Source organism: Leisingera sp. ANG49 (assembly GCF_059694505.1).
Genome location: NZ_JCATZN010000019.1, coordinates 1 through 17,525, shown reverse-complemented (window position 1 = coordinate 17,525; position 17,525 = coordinate 1). Strand labels below are relative to the sequence as shown.

General features: G+C 57.2%; 12 protein-coding genes and 3 pseudogenes. 4 read left to right on the top strand and 11 right to left on the bottom strand.

The features are described from left to right. Positions 1–103: 103 nt before the first annotated feature. The gene (locus AC58NV_RS23065; RefSeq protein ID WP_497229248.1) at positions 104–1,258 is read right to left on the bottom strand and encodes an ISL3 family transposase; all 1,155 of its coding nucleotides are present in this window, start codon (positions 1,256–1,258) and stop codon (positions 104–106) included. A 162-nt stretch (positions 1,259–1,420) separates the two neighbouring features. Here AC58NV_RS23065 and AC58NV_RS23060 point away from each other — a divergent pair, with 162 nt between their 5' ends. Beyond that, positions 1,421–2,446: an IS110 family RNA-guided transposase gene (locus AC58NV_RS23060; protein WP_497229247.1), complete on the top strand. Its 1,026-nt coding sequence runs from the start codon at positions 1,421–1,423 to the stop codon at positions 2,444–2,446. A 262-nt stretch (positions 2,447–2,708) separates the two neighbouring features. Here the strand turns inward: AC58NV_RS23060 and AC58NV_RS23055 are convergent. From AC58NV_RS23055 to istA, 5 genes and pseudogenes are all read right to left on the bottom strand, one after another. Beyond that, a pseudogene (locus AC58NV_RS23055) lies at positions 2,709–2,888 on the bottom strand (transposase); the annotation flags it as partial. 265 nt (positions 2,889–3,153) lie between these two features. Beyond that, positions 3,154–3,405 (bottom strand): hypothetical protein, encoded by a 252-nt coding sequence (locus tag AC58NV_RS23050; protein WP_497229246.1) that lies wholly within the window; start codon positions 3,403–3,405, stop codon positions 3,154–3,156. Next, complete coding sequence (locus AC58NV_RS23045; protein ID WP_497229245.1) at positions 3,384–3,665, bottom strand: hypothetical protein; 282 nt, start codon at positions 3,663–3,665, stop codon at positions 3,384–3,386. Before AC58NV_RS23045 ends, AC58NV_RS23050 begins: the two co-directional genes overlap by 22 nt. A gap of 633 nt (positions 3,666–4,298) precedes the next feature. Further along, positions 4,299–4,520, bottom strand: a pseudogene (locus AC58NV_RS23040) (transposase); the annotation flags it as partial. A gap of 401 nt (positions 4,521–4,921) precedes the next feature. Further along, entirely contained in the window at positions 4,922–5,668 is a 747-nt protein-coding gene (gene istA / locus AC58NV_RS23035) for an IS21 family transposase (RefSeq protein WP_497229244.1), read from the bottom strand. Positions 5,669–5,827: 159 nt separating this feature from the next. Between istA and AC58NV_RS23030 the strand changes: the two are divergent. Beyond that, positions 5,828–6,297 (top strand): annotated as a pseudogene (locus AC58NV_RS23030) (IS66 family transposase); the annotation flags it as partial. Positions 6,298–6,436: 139 nt separating this feature from the next. Here the strand turns inward: AC58NV_RS23030 and AC58NV_RS23025 are convergent. The 4 genes from AC58NV_RS23025 to AC58NV_RS23010 form a co-directional block, all read right to left on the bottom strand. Then, positions 6,437–7,696: a capsule assembly Wzi family protein gene (locus AC58NV_RS23025; protein WP_497229243.1), complete on the bottom strand. Its 1,260-nt coding sequence runs from the start codon at positions 7,694–7,696 to the stop codon at positions 6,437–6,439. A 133-nt stretch (positions 7,697–7,829) separates the two neighbouring features. Further along, entirely contained in the window at positions 7,830–8,939 is a 1,110-nt protein-coding gene (locus AC58NV_RS23020) for a hypothetical protein (protein ID WP_497229242.1), read from the bottom strand. A 68-nt stretch (positions 8,940–9,007) separates the two neighbouring features. Next, positions 9,008–12,196 carry a hypothetical protein gene (locus tag AC58NV_RS23015; RefSeq protein WP_497229241.1) on the bottom strand — a complete coding sequence of 1,063 codons (3,189 nt, stop codon included), beginning with the start codon at positions 12,194–12,196 and terminating at the stop codon, positions 9,008–9,010. Between the two features lie 40 nt (positions 12,197–12,236). Next, entirely contained in the window at positions 12,237–14,834 is a 2,598-nt protein-coding gene (locus AC58NV_RS23010) for a hypothetical protein (protein ID WP_497229240.1), read from the bottom strand. Positions 14,835–15,538: 704 nt separating this feature from the next. Here AC58NV_RS23010 and AC58NV_RS23005 point away from each other — a divergent pair. Beyond that, the gene (locus AC58NV_RS23005) at positions 15,539–15,667 is read left to right on the top strand and encodes a transposase (RefSeq protein WP_497229239.1); all 129 of its coding nucleotides are present in this window, start codon (positions 15,539–15,541) and stop codon (positions 15,665–15,667) included. On the opposite strand, the gene AC58NV_RS23000 is transcribed toward AC58NV_RS23005, so the two are convergent. Further along, complete coding sequence (locus AC58NV_RS23000) at positions 15,622–16,011, bottom strand: TauD/TfdA family dioxygenase (protein ID WP_497229238.1); 390 nt, start codon at positions 16,009–16,011, stop codon at positions 15,622–15,624. The genes AC58NV_RS23005 and AC58NV_RS23000 overlap by 46 nt on opposite strands. 182 nt (positions 16,012–16,193) lie before the next feature. On the opposite strand from AC58NV_RS23000, the gene AC58NV_RS22995 reads away from it, so the two are divergent. Then, complete coding sequence (locus AC58NV_RS22995) at positions 16,194–16,991, top strand: LysR family transcriptional regulator (protein WP_497229249.1); 798 nt, start codon at positions 16,194–16,196, stop codon at positions 16,989–16,991. The last annotated feature ends 534 nt before the right edge of the window (positions 16,992–17,525 follow it).

The window sequence follows — 17,525 nt, the reverse complement described above, 5'->3', positions numbered from 1 at the left end:
CCGCTGAATTAGTCAGGCCAGCGGGACGCTGTTCTCTCTGAGGGGGTGGTCTCCCTTCCGGATCGGGCGGCTGGAAGCAGGCTTGTGGCTACCTCATACAGCCTCATGCCGCCAGCAACCGGGGCAGCCGGGCGAGATTTCCAGCGGCGAGCGTCAGGATGAAGCGCGACCGCCCCCGTTCGACGCCGCGATAGACGGTCTGGGATATCCCGCCAACGGTCTTAGCCCATTCCCGTTCCAGCCGCGGCAACCAAGGAGTCAGGCTGCTCTCGCGAATGCGAAAAACGTCTTCGCGCTCCCCTCGGATGATCTGGCGGACCAAGCCGCGGCTCAGCCCGGTCAGGCGCACAATCCGTTTGATGGGAGTACCATCGTCGGCCATCCTGCGAACCATTCGGTTAGTCTGCTGACGCCGTTGAAATCCCTCAAATTGAACCTTCTCCGCTGCCGTCAGCAGCTTCGGATCGAGAGTCTTTGCCCCAATCGCCTTGCGGATGGCGGGCATGCTCCGCTGCACGGCGGCTAGGAAGGCGGCGCTTGCATTCTCCAGCAGATGCCAGCGATCGGCGACCTGAAGCGCTTTCGGCAGGGCACGTGCGACAGCATCGCCATAGCCACCATTACGGTCGCGGGCAACAACCTCGATTCCGGGCCGCGCGCGGAGCCACGATTCCAAGGTGGCGGGCTCGCGGTCGGGCAGCAGATCGATGACTTGCCGCCGTTCGAGGTCGCAGATCAGCGTGCCGTAGCGCTGTCCCTTGTGCCATGCCCAGTCGTCGATGCCGACCACCCGGGGTTGCACGACAGTTTCCTCAGTCGCAGCCCGAACACTGAGCAAGAAAGCGTCCTTGCTCACTGGCAGCAGAAGCCGTCTGGCAAGCGCCTGCGCGGGGCGTCCACCGAAAGCAAGGCCGAGGTAGCGCACCAGTCCCTGCAGGCGAGAGGTGCGCCGCGCATGCGGCCGGGTGACCGCAAGTGGAGATCGCTCGGCGAAAATCTTGGTAGGACAACGTGCAGCTCGGCAGCGAAAGCGGCGCACCAGCAAAACCAGTTCAACCACCCGGCCATGGGTGGGGAGATCGGCCGGTCGGCGCCGATACTTACTGTGGACGTGGCGTGACACCATGCCAGAGTGCGGACAAGCCGCCGATGCCTCCGAAGAACGAACGTGGATCCGGATCATGTTGCCAGCAAGCTCAGCCTGATCCGCCTTTTGCCCTGCCGACAGAAAATTTCCTCGCGAAAGCCATGATGCCATCGGCAACCTCCTCAAAGACTACCGAAATATGGTGTCACGCACCTAAGAGCTGCACCAAATTTGCGCCAGATCCAAAATTGATGGGGTGGATGCCCCCACCCGACGGCATCGCAATGTGCCAAGATGGTGATGTTGAAGTCACCATAGAAAGAGGAGGCACCCATGGATGAGGTTAGCATCGTCGGCGTCGACCTGGCAAAGCAGGTTCTTCAGGTTCACGGAGCTGCGGAGGATGAACGTGTCCTGTTCCGCAAGAAGTTGTCCCGGCTCCAGTTCGCGAAGTTCATAGCGGCCTTACCTCGGTGCATTGTGGTGATGGAAGCTTGCGGTACCGCGCATTACTGGGGCCGCGAGTTAGCACGGCACGGCCATGATGTTCGGCTCATCCCGCCGATTTATGTGAAGCCGTTTGTGAAGCGGCAGAAAAACGATGCGGCCGATGCGGAAGCCATCGCCGAAGCCGCCCTGCGTCCGACGATGCGCAACGTAGCGGTGAAGACCGCCGAACAGCAGGCGCGGGCCATGCTTTTCCGAACCCGTGATTCGCTTGTCCGACAGCGCACCCAGTTGGTCAATGCGCTCCGTGGGCATCTTGCTGAACATGGCATCGTGCTGGGTAAGGGAAACGGCAATATCGACCGTCTCGCCTCGCGCTTCGAAGAAGATGAATATCTTCCCGACCTCGTCCGTGACATGGGTCGGCTCCATCTCGACCGGATCGCCGGGCTCAGTGCCGAAATCGACACGCTGAACGGGCGTAATACGGCGGCGGCGAAGGAAAGTGATGTCGCGCGCAAGCTACAGACGATGCCCGGAATCGGACCGATCTGTGCGATGGCGATCTCCGCCTTTGCACCTGACATGCATGAGTTCCGCCGGGGACTCGACTTCTCAGCCTGGCTCGGGCTTGTCCCCCGGCAGCACTCCAGCGGAGGAAAACAAAAACTTGGCCGCACCTCGAAGATGGGGCAGCGGGACATCCCGCGCTTGCTGATTGTAGGAGCCATGTCCGTTGTTTGCTGGCGAGGGCGCGATGGCGGCAGGCCTGGTTCCTGGCTCTCGTGCATGCTGGCCCGTAAACCGCGTATGCTGGTTGCAATCGCCTTGGCCAACAAGATGGCCAGGATGGTGTGGGTCATGCTCGTACGAAATGAAGACTACCGAGATCCAGCTGGCGCGGTTTGTTGACCGAGCCTGCTGGAGCGTCGGCGATGTGAGGAGCACAATGACCCGTATGAGCAAATGATCGACAAGATCCGGAACGGGAAAGCCTGTGGCATGCAACGAGCCTGAGCTCACAATTTTGAAAAGGCCTCCGATCCGCGCATCACCATACCGGCCCGTGGCATGTGATAGCCGCAATTGAGAAGCCTGAAACATGACCGTACCCGATCATAAACTCAGAAGGTCAGAAAACACTTGCATAGAAGGGGGCATCCAAACATGCATGCCTGTTCACATCCCGGACATTCTTCGACCAGGAATAGTACAGGCTCGTGGCAATCCCTTCGCGACGGCAGAGCGCGGCGATGCTTTCCTCGTCACGCCCCTCCAGCACAATGCGGATCTTCTCCTCAGCCGAATGGTGCTTGCGCGTCTTGCCGCGGGTGTCTTTGACGACCCGATCGGCCGTCGGTTGTCGGTTCCAGCTTTCCGTCTCATCTTCACTCCTTGACGGTTCAGATGAGCCAGAAACCTTTCGCTATGAAAATCCCTCAATCAGGCCCACAGGTGCTGATGTCAGACAATGCCCGTCATCAAATGAAGTGGACCAGTTGATCTGAACGCGATCGGGAGGATCTGGCTCATGGGCATTGATCCTAAGCGGCGCACCGGCGATCGACACCCGGTGCAGCCGGATACGGTCTGCCCACCCCCAACTCAGGCTGCGCCGCTCAAGCACGCCCGCAAACGCGGAACCGCCCCTGCCTTGTCACCTCCTGCACCAGGTTCTGAGCCTCAAACCAGGCAATGTTTCTTTGCACCGCCGCCCGGCTGGCGCCGCTCAGCTCTTCGGCCAGCGGGGCTGTCACCAGCGGCCAGCTGCGGAACACCTCGATCAATCGCGGCGGAGTGCGGCCCGACAGTGATTTGGTGCCGGTGCGGGCGCCGCTCTCCCACTGGTCTAGCTGATCGAGGTGGCGCATCGCGCGGAGGATCCCCTGGCCACCGCCAGCAGCCAGCGGTGCAGCCGCTCCCGCGGCTCTCCGCCGCCGCGAAGCCCGCTTGCCTCGCTCATTAGCACCGGCGCAAAAAGCGCACCGCCCTGCCCTTCGCCGACTGACATGCGCGCCGCAACCACGGCGCCTTCCAGAACATCCCCCTCGGGGCCGATTCCCGCCAGCGGCCAGAGGTGAAAGGCATAGCACGCGAGGACAAGCGGGGGCAGGGCGGATGCGGCTTTCATGATGGCATTCCACCCGGCGATCCTGCCGGACAGGGGATCTTCGCCGCGGGCGTCGTGGCGGCCAAGAAACCCGGCAATATCCGCCCCCGGACCACAGCCCCAGCCTGTCGGGAGAGATCCGGTCCCCGGACAGCCAGCTGAGCCCGGACGCCTCGAGAAGCGCCAGCTTGTGGCGCCAGCCTTCGCGCCCGCGCCGCAACCGCTCATCCAGCGCCCCGAACCGCGCCGCCACCTGCGCCAGATGCAGAGTCTCCGCAGCCTGCGCCTGTTCCCACCCGGCGACCTGCGCCCGCTCATCCGGTTCGGCACGCGGCAGCGGCGGCAGAAAGTCCGGCTCAACCTCCGGCGGTCAGGGCAAGAACCACAGGTCTTCCTCCCCGGTTTCGCCATCGTAGGGGCTTTCTCCGGCATCTGTGACGCCGCCTTTGGTTTCAGATGGGCTCCGTGTCAAATGCGCAAAACAAAGGTATTTTGCGCATCAGCCAAGCAAATTCCTTATTCCCAGTCGGCCGCTGTCCGGGAACTGCGCTGAGCGCCGCCGGAACCGCCCCTGCTTCACCAGCCGGAGCAAGGAAACAAAGCGGGCTACAGGCCGCCAGTGTTACAGGCTGCCGTTTCAGCTTATTTTCAAACCTTGAGCCTGCCGAACATGATCTCGATCCTGTTACGCCGCTTGTATCGACGCTTGTCGTATTTGACCGCTGTCCTGCGTTGCTTTCTGCCGGGGATGCACGCGCGTATGCCTTTGTCTTTCTACGCGTCCCGGAACCAGTCAGCGTCATAGCCACGGTCCCCAAGCAGCCAGTCAACCGTCGGGAGGCTGTTGAGCAGCGATCTTGCGCCGATGTAATCACTTCTGTGGTTGCCGCCTTAAGTGCAAGAAGTTTCTGACTTCCCAGGTCTGTGATCGAGTGCGAACTTCTGTAAGGCCTCTCTTCGCGGCATTTTCAGAAGCCGCAGGCCGGGATGGTGATCAGCGGATCAGGTTCAAATCTAACCTTCGAGCTCTTTGCTCGCAGCGACTAACTGGTTTTCCTGATCCAGATCTGTTCGATCATTTCGCCCATTCATGTCATCGTCTTCTTACACTCCCCACCGGTCCTCGCAGATTTACATGAGCATCATGCCAAGCTTGCAAGTTCCGGATCTTTGTAATCCTCGCGTTTCGTCAGCATCGCCCAGATTTGGCGCGCCATTTTGTTGGCCAGAGCGATCGCGACCAGCATCTTGGGCTTGCGCGCCAACATGCGTGACAGCTAGCTACCCTCGGTAACCGAGCGCACCCCAAGCCAATTCAGGCGAGACATTGCGCCAATGATCAGAAGGCGTCGGATATCGGCCTGGCCTGCCTTGGTCATACGCCCCAAACGCTCTTTACCTCCAGATGAGTGTTGCCTAGGCACATCCTCACCAATCACGGCGGTCTTCATCCGGTCATACAGGATCTCTTCTGGCACCCCACCCATCGCCGCAAAGGCGGCGATGGTGCAGCGGAGAACCGTCTGAAGGTTCTGGCTGGACACAAACCGGCCCCAGAGCCAGCGTGAGTGACCAAGAACGAAACTGAACAGCCAGACTTTCCGGATCACACCCGGCTCGTCCGTGAATTCAACCTTGAACTCGGCAAAATCCACCTGCGCCTGACGACCTGATGGCGTTTCAAACCGCTGCGCAAAGGGCGGGCGCCGGGGCGGACGCAGCTCGCGCAAAAACGGCTTCAGCGTCGAATAGCTGCCCTCATACCCCATGGACTTGATCTCGCGCAGCAAGCGCCGGGCCGAGAGATCAGGGAAGGCCCGAACCCTCCCTTCCAGATAATCACGGTACGGATCCAGCACGCTGCCTTGCAGCGGGCGCGGGCTATAGCTCGGCGCTTCCAAACCCTGTTCCAGATATTTACGCACGGTCTTGCGGTCAGAGCCAACCTTGCGCGCGATGGCCGAGATACTCAGCCCCTGTCTTCGTAAATCGTGGATCAAAACGATCTCCCTCAATCCCTTCACCTGATTGCCCCTGTCTCTCGATAATCAGAGCATCAGGCCTGTCTCTCGCGACAGCGCCAATTCCAAATATTTGGAGTTTGGAATTGCCCCTGCCGCTGCCGGGTGGGGAATTTTCAATTGCCACTTCTGGGGAGAATACGGCTGCCACTAACACATGGCCGGATTGCGGAGTTCTACCGCATAGAGGGTGAGATCCGCGGTATGGGTCCCGGCCAGCGGCTGTCGGCCCGGCAGATCCGCACCGCGCCGCTGGTCGCCGAATTCGGAGAATGGCTGCAGAGCCAGCACCGCTGGATCTCCTCAAAGTCACGTCTCGGAGAGAAGCTGGCCGTAACTGGCAGTGGGACAGGCTGCAGACCTTCCTCCACGACGACCGCGTCGAGATCGACTCCAATGCTGTCGAGAACCTGATCCGCCCTATCGCCCTAACAAGAAAGAACGCGCTATTCGCCGGCCATGATGAAGGCGGCCGAGCCTGGGGCCGCATCGCTTCGCTCATCACCACAGCAAAGATCAATGGCGTCGAGCCCTTCGCCTACCTCAAGGCCACCCTCGAAGCCATCGCTGCAGGTCACCCTGCCAGCAGGCTCGGCGAACTCCTCCCCTGGAATTTCCAGCCGTCAAGTTGAAAGGCCGGTGCCCTCCAGACGCCGCTTACGTCTTAAGGTCGTCAAGCAGAAGTTCTGATTGCGGTTGACACAGTTAGATACACTTCTGCGGCGACCATCGGAGCCCCTGAAGCACGATAGGCCCACAGAGGTCTATTCTTCAGAATGCAACACTAATCCCAACACCCGTGCGCAGGCCCTTTTTCATGTCGCCTGAGTTCAGATCGAACCCCTGATAGGCAATGATGCCGTCCACACGCAACCGATCGAACTGTTTACTGATCGCGATCGTCGCCAGCAGACCTTTGGCCCGGGTCGAGCTGAGCCAGTGATCAGGATCCGAAGTATCATTGACCACATAGTGCCCTAGGCTCCAATCGAGCGTGAACTCGGCAAACTCGTGGCTAATATAGAGATTCGTGGTTTGTCCTTGTGTACCGACGGCGGCGCCCAGCACTACACCTTTGTTAGCATAGGAATAGAAGGCGTTATTATAGGCCTGATTCGGACCACAAAAACCATTTTTAGACGAATTGGTTCGGCTGTCCACGGTTTCCAGAGCCATGTTTGTGGGGGTGCCGAACAGACGAGTCTCAAATTCAATCCCTGCCATGTAGAACCAGCAGGATGGCAGGCCGCCCGCCTCGTCCTCACCTGCGAATTGTCCATAGACGCGAAGCGTATTATCCCAGTTCGGAAAGCCGTATGACACGCTCACACCCGCCAACTGATTTGCTTCGCTCGTAGAACCCTCGTTGGTGTTTCCGATCAGTACATCCCAGAAATTACCAAGGTTGTTCGAAAACCCCTGTCTGCCGAATTGCGCAGTCCGAAGGAACTCGATATCAAGCCCCTGGACTGGTTGGATGGCAAAGCGCATACCAGTAAACAGGGCATCTTCGGTGGCCCCTATGAAGTATTCTCCATCCCAAGGGCCCAGCCAGTCCAATAACGGCATATCAAAAGCAGTGGCCTCTGGCTTGGCGATATAGGCCGACGGCATCGCGGGCGCATTGCGCGACAGAAACAGCGAAGTGTACTGTGAAGGGCCCCAGTTGCGTAGCTTCTTAGCCAAGCCAAGCTGCCAGGTTTCTTGGGCGAAGCTGTAGAACAATTCATAAGCTGGAATGGTGCTATCGCTGCCGTGTTTTAGCTCCGCTGCGGTGATACCGACGGTGAAATCGCCCATCTCCTGCCTATAACTTGTTGCCACAGAATTAAACGCCAGGTTGCCATAACGTTCACTCATCCCAAGAAACGGATCATTAATAGCCCCGAGATAGAGCCTAACGGGGGCTTCCTCTGCCTGCACAGACACCGTCAGCTCCAGTGCAGTCGCAAGAGCTAGCCCCAACCAAGTGCTCAATTTCTGGACGAAGACAATTGAGCAACTCCGGCGGCGAAAAGATTGAGCTTTCATGAAAAAACCTATTGAAATAAGAAGGAGAGCTGCCCTCTTTACATCATCAGTCTATGAAGTGGGACGCTCGCTGCAGAAAGTGTTACTTAGCTAGCTCGCCGGTTTTCTGGACCTCTAAAGGAAGCCGGTTGGATCAGCTGGAAATTTGGCCGCCGATATCATGAAGCGCCGCATTTAGGGGCATGGTTATCTGCAGCGAGACTCCGAAGGGATTGTTTTCAATAAGCCGGACAATATCATTGTCGGCTAAGTGCTCTGTCAGTTTTTCCGTCAGGCGTTTGACCTCCAGAGCAGCTTTTCTGCGTTCATCGCCAGTGGCTTTGTTCCAGGTCGCAACTGCAGCGAATAGATCTGTATCTAAACCGTCCAGCAACCCACCTGGGCCGCCGAAAACCTTCTGGTGCCCTTCGTCGCCAATTTGGCGGATCCGCGCATCCGGATATTTAGAAAGCTCCTTCAGCAGGTTGGAAAAGTCCGCCTCAATATCCTTGCGCAGCGCGATCAATTTCTTCACCGACGCACTGATGCCATCGTTGCCCACTCTGTCAGGCTTGGAAGCTGCAGCGTTTTTTTTCAGCGCTTCACTCAGTTTGACCATACCGTCTCGGGCTTTGTGCACGTCCTCCTTCTTCAGCAGCTTACCGATTGTGCTAAGCGCATTGGTAAAGGCTACTTTCTGATCCGGCTGCTGGTCCAAAAGCACTTTAACCTGGCGCACCAGAACTTTGTATTTCTGCTTGAGTTCCTCAAGCGTACTGCTGTCCAGCGCGGGAGCAGCGGGTGAATCCGGCTGTGCGGTATCCTGCGGCCGACCGGAGCCTGAAGTATCATCCGCATCTTCCAGCCCGGTGGTATCATCATCGGTACCGGTTTCATCCACTTCCGCACCATCCAGCGACTCATCATCGATGAGCAGCGTTCCCTGCATGTCAAAGACCTGCACCCTGCGCAGAAGGCCATTGGCACGCAGAAAATCGCGGAGCTGGCGCGCAACAGACTTCTTTGGGATTTCCTCGCATTTGAGATTCAGGGTCTGGCCTGCAACCTCTGCCAGGCCGCAGATGGTTTTATTGCTGCCGGCCTCGCGCTTGACCTCTCTGCGAAGCTTATCGGCCTGTTTGACCTTGTGCAGCGCACAGGCGTCTTCCTTTCTGCCCAACCCTGCAGCAAAGGCGAAATTCAGGGTTTTGCTTTTTGCGAGCTTGAATTTCGCCCCAAGCTCTTCAATCTGTGCACTATCCATTAATGCATCTCCGTATCGGCTGTTGCCACAGCAGGCGCCCTGACCGTCTTTTCCGGCCGGGCCAATTTTCAAACATCCAGTTTCACATCACGCAGGATCAGGGCTGCCTGCGCCTGCAGCGCGTCAATCACTGCTTCCATCTCGTGGTGAGTCATTCCAGCCTGCCACTTCTGGTCATCCGGGTTGTCCGGTTCGGAAGTCTTGGGCTTATATGCTTGGAGCGCGGCGGACAGCTTCTTGAGCTGTGCTTCGACATCCTGGGAAAACTGCTTTTGACCATCCGGATCAGCCGCGATCGTGCCATCCCGGACCGCCGGGTAGTTGAAGGGATCCCCGCCGCAGAGCTTGTGCAGCTCCTTGAGTGCGGCATCGATATCCGGGGTAAGGCAACTGTCCTTGGCCAGCCGCGGATAAGCACGGGTCGCAGCGGCCTGCTTGAACTTGAGCCAGGACTTCAAGGTCAGGTCCGGAACACCAGGATGCCAGTTCTCGGTGCTGGGCACCCTGCGCAGCACCACCGGATCCTCGCTGAACATCGTCTCAAAGTATTTGACCACCGCGGCGCAGACATCGCTGTCCGAGGCAAGCACCTCTGGTGTCAGGCCGCAGTTGCGCCCGACCTGGCGGGCAATCGGATCCTGATCTTCCACGATCCCGTAGGCGAGCACGCATTTGGCCAGCGTCGAATTGCCCCCGATCGCAGCCAGAGCGGCCTTGCGGTTGCAGGGGTTGGCGCGTGCCTCAAGGTATTTTTTCCAGCCGTTTCTAATCCGGGCCCTGTCATGCATCTTGTAGCCGAAATCAGACAGGGCCTTGCCCAAAGACGTTGCTGCGCTGATGCCCGTGGCTGCGCCGGTGGCATCCCCCAGCCGCGCGCCTTCTGCGGCAACACCCAGAACCGAAAAAAAGGTGTTCAAAGTTTTCTGGCTGATCTGGACCTTGGCATTGTAGAGCCGCTCCTCGATGGCCTCAGCATAAATCGAACTGCTGCTTGCCGCCATGGCTGCATTCTTGCGCCATTTACCGACTTCAACCGCTTTACGGCCCAAAGCAATTGCATCGAAGGTGAGCTGCCGGATCGCATCTGCAAGGCCCGTCACCGGGAAAATCCTGGTCAGGATTTTTGTGCCGCCCTTGGCAATGGTTTCGATCAGCTTGTATTTCATTTCAGACGCCTTGATGTCTGCGATCAGGGCATCGACGGCTGCTAGGGATTTCTTGACAGCTTCCTTGTCGTTTGGATCATCGGGCGGGCTGGCTGCTTCGATTACCGCTTCCAGGCGCTTGACCTCTTCATCCGCGCCTTCTTCCAGTTCTTTGAAGAACGCCTCTTTCTCTTTGGGGTCGAGCAGCTTTTTCTTCAGCTCTTCGAGGGCGTCTTTGGTTTTCTCAGCTTCGAGCTTATCAAGGGCAGCCTGTGTATTGGCTTTGACCGCTGCGCTGTATTCGGGGGACTTCTCCATTTCCTGCATCGCCTCGACCATAGAGCGCATGCTGGAATTGATATCAACGAGATAACCGGCATGGCCAAACGGTGCGAGAGCTTCTTCGTCTTCGGTGCGGTTGAAGCTTGAGCCGGACAGCTCAATACGGCGCTGCAGCAGTTCTTCTGTGGTCAGTTTCGACAGATCCCCGACCTCCGCATCGCTGAGCAGATCTTCGCGGGAATAGAGGCTGTCCTGCCCCTTGCCTGTAGCTGCGGCCGTTCCGATATGGGCCATCCCGGCTGTCAGGGCGACAGCAAAAGCAGCATAGTCGGGCTCTGGCTTGGCCTTTAGCGCCTTAACCGCACCGCTGATGTTGGCACCGGCTATGAACGCCCCCCGGATGCTTTCCGAGAGCACGTCGGAAAACTCGGCGTGATCCCCCCAGGGGCCAGGCAATTCGCGGGATTTCTGGCTTTCATCTGCCTCGGTCGTGACGGATTCATCGTCTTTGCCGGAGCTGACGGTACCGCCAATTTGCTTGGAAGTTGCCACCGCCGCGGCCAGGGTATCGCCCAGGGAAGCCACGGTGGTGAGAATAGCCTTTTCCCTTGCCTCCGGCGTCTTGGCCTGCGTGATCATCAGCACCTTTTCAGCCAGCCGGTTGCTTTTGATCGCAGTTTCCAGCGCTCCGCTTGCATAGGCAAAGGCCTGCCGGTTCTCGCTGGTGTTCCCGTCCTTGCTGCGCTGCCTGTCCGAAGGGGCTGCAGCACTCAGGGCGGAACTGACAACATTCGCGGCAATTTCATCCGCGACCTGTAAAGCAAACTGGAGCTTCTTTGCCGTGTCTTTTTTCTGGTCCTCGTGAAAGGTTATCGCCTTTTCGGTGACTGTCAGGCCGGCCGTCAGAAGACCGGACGAGGCCGTCAAAAGGGCCCGCTGTTCTGCCACCCAGCGCGGGTCCTTGAACAGCTCATCCGACAGCGCATTCCGGGCGGTGGCAAGGTTGTTGTATTCCTTGATGGCAGCATCATGGCCGCCTGCGCTGGCGGCTGCTTTCAGAACTTCCACATCCGATGTTTCTTTGGGAAGCTTCAGAGTTGTCCTGAGATCCGTAACTGTGCTGGTCTGCTTGGCGCCCAGGACCTCTTGCTTGGCCTGGATATTGCGGGTGTCCTCGACGCTGCGCCCTGTCACATCAAGGTTGCCAAAGGTGATGCCCGCCGAAGCAATGCTGGCAGCCAGTGAAATCGTGTCCTTGTCTATCCCGATGCCTTCAAAGACCGCCTCACATTTGGATGCGCTGGCGCTGTGCTCTGCCAGTTTGTCCTCGTAAATGGCGGAAGCCCCATCGAACATATGCTTGAAATCGTTGTACCGGTCCGGGACGATGTTGGAAGGGATAATCCCTTCGCGAACCAGCGGCGTCCATAGCTCCCGGGTGATGTCTTCGTCGCTGAAAACGCCTGCGTCGTGCATATCCTGCTGGCGCTTCAGGATTTTCTCCATTGCCAGATGCAGGTCTTTGACATCCTCGGGGTCAATTTTGGCGGCTTGGGAAATATCCGCATAAGTATCGACCTCGGTCTTCATGTTCCCGGTCATCCAATCCATCGCGCCCTTGCCGGGCAGAATGAATATCCTGCTGTTGCGGGCCAGGGTAACTTTGAACTGCTGCGCCGCGCGAATATCCTCTTTGTCCGCCTCCAGCTTGTCCAGAATTCCGCTCAGTGCGGCTGCCTTCCTGGCGGCATCCTCGAATCCCTTTGCAAAGTCAGCCGCCTTGCCCTGTGCGGTTTCGAGCCATTCAATCTGCTTGTCAGTAAATGCCATATCAATTCTCTTTCCCGGCCTCTGCCGAATTGCTCTGGTTTCAGGATGCGAGCTGCAGCAGCTTGACTTCAAGCTGGGTCAACTCCCTGCGTGCCAGGCCCAAACCGTTGGGAAGATCATCAAAGGGATGCTTCATATAATGCTGAATCGCCTTGTTACCGTTCAGTTCTGCGAGCAGCGGGCGAACCTGCCTGAGAGCTTTCTCACGCGCGGCCTTCCGGGCCGGAATTTCCGCATTTTTGTCGGATATGACCGCCACCTGCGCTTCCAGGCCGTTCAATGAGAGCGGTGCGGCTGCAGCCGCAAGAAATTTCTTGAGCGCTGCAGCCGCAAGCACGGCCTGATCATCCCCTTGCTTGGCAGCGACAGCATCGAAAAATTTGTTCTGAATATAGTCTGCCGCATCCTTCAAACGGGTGCTGCAGGTTTCATAGAAGCTCTTGAGATCCTTTGCCACGTCCTCCCGAAAACCAGTGATATCTCCGCGGATGGAGGACAGCTTCTCTTTGGCTGCCAGCACCTTGCCGGTGTTTTCCGCATGGCTGCTGTTGGCATCGCAATCCTGCTTGAGCTCCTCCAGCTCTGCCTTCAGCTCCGCAAGGCGGGTTTTGTTATAGGTATCCACATCTTCGCGTTCAAAGCCGCGTTTTTTGTCCACCAGGCGTCGCGGATCCAGGAGTTTACGCTGCAGGGCAGCCATTTCCTGTGTCAGCGGCTTTAGCGCATTTTCAAAATTCCTGGCATCTTTTTCTTGCTTTTGAACACGATCCAGGCCGAGTTTGTAGTCCGCAGCAAGCTGGTCGAAGAAAGCCTTCTTCACATCACTGCTTTCATTACTGAATTTTAACTCCTCTGCATAATCCTTGAGGTTGGTGAACTGTTTTTTTGCATTGGAGAGAACCTGTGTTATCCGCGCGATTGCATCATCCAACTCTTCCTTTGTCTGAGCATTTTCTGCCAGTTTCCGGGCCTCGCTGCAGAGTTCGCTGAAAATCACCGCATTGCTTTTACCCTTTACATCCTGATGGCAGTCAGCAAAACCAAGTCCTTTCATTACGTCTGCAATCTTGCAGAAGAGGTCTTCTGCCTTGGAAGCTAATTTGTCGAACTGTTTCTTCTTTGCAGCTGCCAGACAGATTTTCTCCTTCAACGGCTTGTAGCGATCGGCGTCCAGGTCGTTCAACTCCTGCAGAGACTTGATTATGTTCTGCGTAAGATAGCTTTCCTTAAGGCTTTCAATATCCTCTGACAGCCGTTGGCGCTCTTCGATGTAAAACTGCTTCTTGAACGTATCGCCACCAAGGTCGGCCACTTTTTCGGCAAGCTTCGGCAGATCTCTTTTAATCTGGTCGTATTCGCCGGTCTGGTTTTGGATACCCGCAAGCAGGTCCTCTGCTTTCAGTAGCTCCTCTGCTGCTATGTCTTCAATGCCTTTGACACCAGCGTCTTTGAGCCCGTCCAGAGTGTTCACCGCGTCAAGCAAGGCTTCCATTGTCGCGCGGGGAATTTTCTTGTCTTTTCGGCGGGGGATTTTGACATAGACGTCATGGGCCAGGCCGGGATATTCTTCAGCCCGCTTTTCCGCCTGACTCTTATCTTCACGTTCCAGGGGCACCTCGCTGTCTTCCGTGCGGAAGAGTGTTTTCAATGCATCACGTAGTTTTTCCGTGCGTTCCACGAGATGCGCTTCTGTCCACTGGTCTGCGTTTGCCTGTTTGTCTGCTTCTGCGGCTTTGATCTTGAGCGCCACAAGATTCGTCAGACTGGTCAGGACCCGTTTTGCTGTTCCGGTGCGGATTTTTTCTAGTTCAGCGCGCAATCCGTCCGCAATCTGCTGCAGCCCCTTGTGGCCAAGACTGATGCAGTTCTTTTCGATGAACCCGGAAAGTTTCTTGAATTCACCCGCAGATTTGACGGCTACGTCGACATCTTCGTTCAACGGCTTCCAGGCCGGTTTTGTTGACGCGCAGCGCGTCTCGATCAATGCAGCGCATTGCACGGTCAGCCGTGACGCGGGTCCGTCGAACCCTGCGCTACGCAACGCTGCCGCGCCTTTCTCAACCGCTGCGGCCAGGGCATCCGCGTTCTCTAGCAGCGGTTCTTCATCCGATGCCTTCAGTGCCAGATGGGCCTTGCGGATATCTTCTGTCTTTGCCTCTGCATCTGCAAGCGTTGTCTGGGCGGCTTCCTGCCGACCCAGCTTGCCTTCTGCTTCCGCTTTCGCCAACAACCGATCCACTATGGCAACTGATCGGAGAAGTGCCATTTTTTCTTCACCATCCTCCATTGCGCCGACACCTTCTTTCTCCGCCGTAAGCGCTACCCGGGCACGCTTGATCTGTGTATCGAGCAATTTTGCTATCTGAGGATCGGCTTTTTCGATGCTCACGCCCCCCCCAAAAAAATCGGCTTTGAGCTCATTCAGATCTTTTTCGCTGGTATCAAAGCTGAGGCTGTCTTGAAGGTTTTCGAAAGCAGCAGCCAGTGTGGCTTCCCGCTCCGCCTTCTTTCGCTCTATTGCTTGAAGCTTTTCATAAGAAGCCTCAGCGGTTTCTATTTCCTCATACGTCCAGCCAAATGCCTGGAAAACCGCCTGGGCCCATGTCAAGTGATCAGCGTTCGAAGTTTGCTTAGGCATACAACTACCGTTAGTCAGAAGCTTGCGTTTTTGGGCCTTCAGACAAGCAGGGCGCAGGAGTAAATGGCTGCTTGAAGAAGGGTGTGTGAAACCAACAAAAACATTTAAACAGAGGCTAGGGACCTATAGGCGACAAGCCTCGTTCCAGCTTCCAAAAGCAACACGGTTGCATCATCAGTCTGTGCGAACTTCCCAAAACTGAACCAAGTATTTTTGACCGAACTTGAGAGAGAATTCAGCAGCAGACCCTGATGGACGCGCACATCCAATGTGAGAAGCCCGCCAATAAAACCAAGAGCCCGCTGCTGATGCCGCTCGGATACCCTGCCAAAGTAGCGCTCGGCCTCCGATCCTGAAATACAGCATTTATGATGTAAGCAGTTTGGTCGGCAGACCGGAAGTCTGGAATATGGCTTGCGGCCGATGATGACAGCTGGCCTGCTCGCCTGGGAGTCCGCGGTTTGAAGGGGTCCCGGTTTTCCGAACAGGTCTGCGGCTGATTTAAGGTGTCTCCAGGTTGGTTTTCATGCCGACAATTTCAGATCTTGACCGTGCCAATTTGCCTACTTTGGCATCTTGCGTTTAAGGTAAGAATGGGGCCGTTCAGTTGTCTTTGCACCCTAAACCTGGGCCACTACTTTTGCCGAGAAAGGGGACGGAAGATGGCTTAGGAACGGTATTCGGACGAGGACATCCTGAAGTTTTTGCGTGAGATTGAACTGAAGCCGGCGGATGGCAGCGATGTGCGCACAGCGTGCCGTGGTGCCGGTGTCAGCGATGCGACCTGCTACACTTGGCGGCGACGGTTCGGCGGCATGGGCAGTCGGAGCTGAACAGCCTTGAGAAAGAGAATGCCCGGCTGACGAAGATTGTGGCAGAGCTTGAGCTGGACAGCGTCCGGGTTCAGATACCGCTGAAGCAGGCGCATGCTGGAGTGGAAATCGTCCAGATCGACCGAAGATGTCAGCACCGCGCGCGGCGGCGTCTCGGGCGTAAACCCGGTCCGCCCATGCAGCAGCCGTTGATTGTCGAACAGCAGGCCCTCACCCGCCTTCAGATCCAGGGTCAGGCGCAGATCTTCACTATAGAGAAGCTCAAACAGCCGCTTCAGGGCGCGGTAGACCGGCACCACTTGATCGGCGGGCACATCCAATGGTGAGATCTGCCGCTCGTTCATCCGGACACTGTTCCTCGCGGGTTTCCTCTCCGCCATAAGGTCCTCAGCGAATACATTTGACAAATTCCAATTCGACATATGATGGTTGAGCTTGGCTCACATATGGAGCACACATGCTGCCCGACCCCAAAGACCCATCCTATCTGGGTACCCTGGTCTATTTTCATTAAGCTGCCGAAAGCCTGAGCTTTTCCCGCGCGGCTCAGGCCCTGAACGTGACGCCTTCGGCAGTCAGCCACCGCACTACGGCGCTGGAAGACACTCTTGGAAAACGGCTGTTCGAGCGCCGCGTGCGTGAAGTCCGGCTCACCCAGGACGGTGCCGAACTGGCAGGGGCCACAGCATTGATCTGGAACGAGCAGAAAGAGATCACCGGGAAATTGACAACCCAGGAGGTGCTGCGGGTCTCGGTCGGGCCCTATCTGTCCTCGCAATGGCTACTGCCCCGGATCGGCTCGTTCGGAGCGCAGCATCCCGGTCTGAGGGTGGATCTGATCCATACGATCGGGCCGCCGGATGCCGGTCTGGCGGATGTCTCGATCATCTGGGCCGAACTGGATCACCCTGCATCCGGCGCAGAGCTGCTGTTTGACACCGACGCCATCGCGGTTGCCGCACCCGGTGTACAGGCCGGCAGAAACTTCTGGGAGGAAACGCTGCCGCCCATCCACTACCGCGATCGCTCATCCTGGCGTCATTGGCTGATTACTATCGGCGCCCCGACAGATTTTGCAGAACGCGGCGAAGTCCTGAAAGAGCCCCACATAGCTCTCGAAGCGGCAGCCTACAGGCGGGGCATTGCGATCGGCTTTCTACCCTTTATTGGTAAGTTCTTGGAACAAGGGCGGCTTGTTCACGTGGGAACGCATTCTGTCCGCTCCAACCGAGGCTACCGGATGGAGGTAAACTCAGACACCCGCCCAATGGCCACACTGTTTGCCGATTGGGAAAAGCGCCGAGCGAAAGAGGATGTAAGTTAAAACATCAACGAAAGTACAATCTGGGCCACCTTGAAAGATAAACATCTCAATCTCTAAACGATCGGCCCAATCCAGACATTCGCCATCGTGGAACCGCTGCGGTGTAACGTCCCCAGAGCGGCCATCCGCAATCAGGTGCAGCAATTCATAGTAAGCAATGCCCCGCTGCGGGACAAATCTGCCGTTCACTGAATGTCAGCCAAGGGAGGTTTCAGCGGACATTCCCATGGTGTCCGATGGCGCTGCAGGAAACCGGCCACCGTCTGGAAACCCGTCTCAAATCAGCTTGGTCTCGACTGCTTTTGGGTCAAACATCACGTTAAGCATAACTATTGAAACGGCCAGGAAAAGGACCGTCATGATCTCAGAGCACACCCGCACAAACGCCCCCATCACACCACCGCCGCCGCCGAAACGGCGCGGCCGCCCACCCAAGAATGGAACAACAAGTCATTGAACCGGCTGACAACCGAAACCGCTAAACTGGGGATTTTTGACCTGCCCGTTTTGGGGAAAATTGAGATGCCATTGACA

Bases quoted from the DNA above. Each gene is read 5' to 3' on its own strand.
- AC58NV_RS23065 (WP_497229248.1), bottom strand. From the start codon at position 1,258: ATGGCATCATGGCTTTCGCGAGGAAATTTTCTGTCGGCAGGGCAAAAG.
- AC58NV_RS23060 (WP_497229247.1), top strand. From the start codon at position 1,421: ATGGATGAGGTTAGCATCGTCGGCGTCGACCTGGCAAAGCAGGTTCTT.
- AC58NV_RS23050 (WP_497229246.1), bottom strand. From the start codon at position 3,405: ATGCGCCACCTCGATCAGCTAGACCAGTGGGAGAGCGGCGCCCGCACC.
- AC58NV_RS23045 (WP_497229245.1), bottom strand. From the start codon at position 3,665: ATGAAAGCCGCATCCGCCCTGCCCCCGCTTGTCCTCGCGTGCTATGCC.
- AC58NV_RS23025 (WP_497229243.1), bottom strand. From the start codon at position 7,696: ATGAAAGCTCAATCTTTTCGCCGCCGGAGTTGCTCAATTGTCTTCGTC.
- AC58NV_RS23020 (WP_497229242.1), bottom strand. From the start codon at position 8,939: ATGGATAGTGCACAGATTGAAGAGCTTGGGGCGAAATTCAAGCTCGCA.
- AC58NV_RS23015 (WP_497229241.1), bottom strand. From the start codon at position 12,196: ATGGCATTTACTGACAAGCAGATTGAATGGCTCGAAACCGCACAGGGC.
- AC58NV_RS23010 (WP_497229240.1), bottom strand. From the start codon at position 14,834: ATGCCTAAGCAAACTTCGAACGCTGATCACTTGACATGGGCCCAGGCG.
- AC58NV_RS23000 (WP_497229238.1), bottom strand. From the start codon at position 16,011: ATGAACGAGCGGCAGATCTCACCATTGGATGTGCCCGCCGATCAAGTG.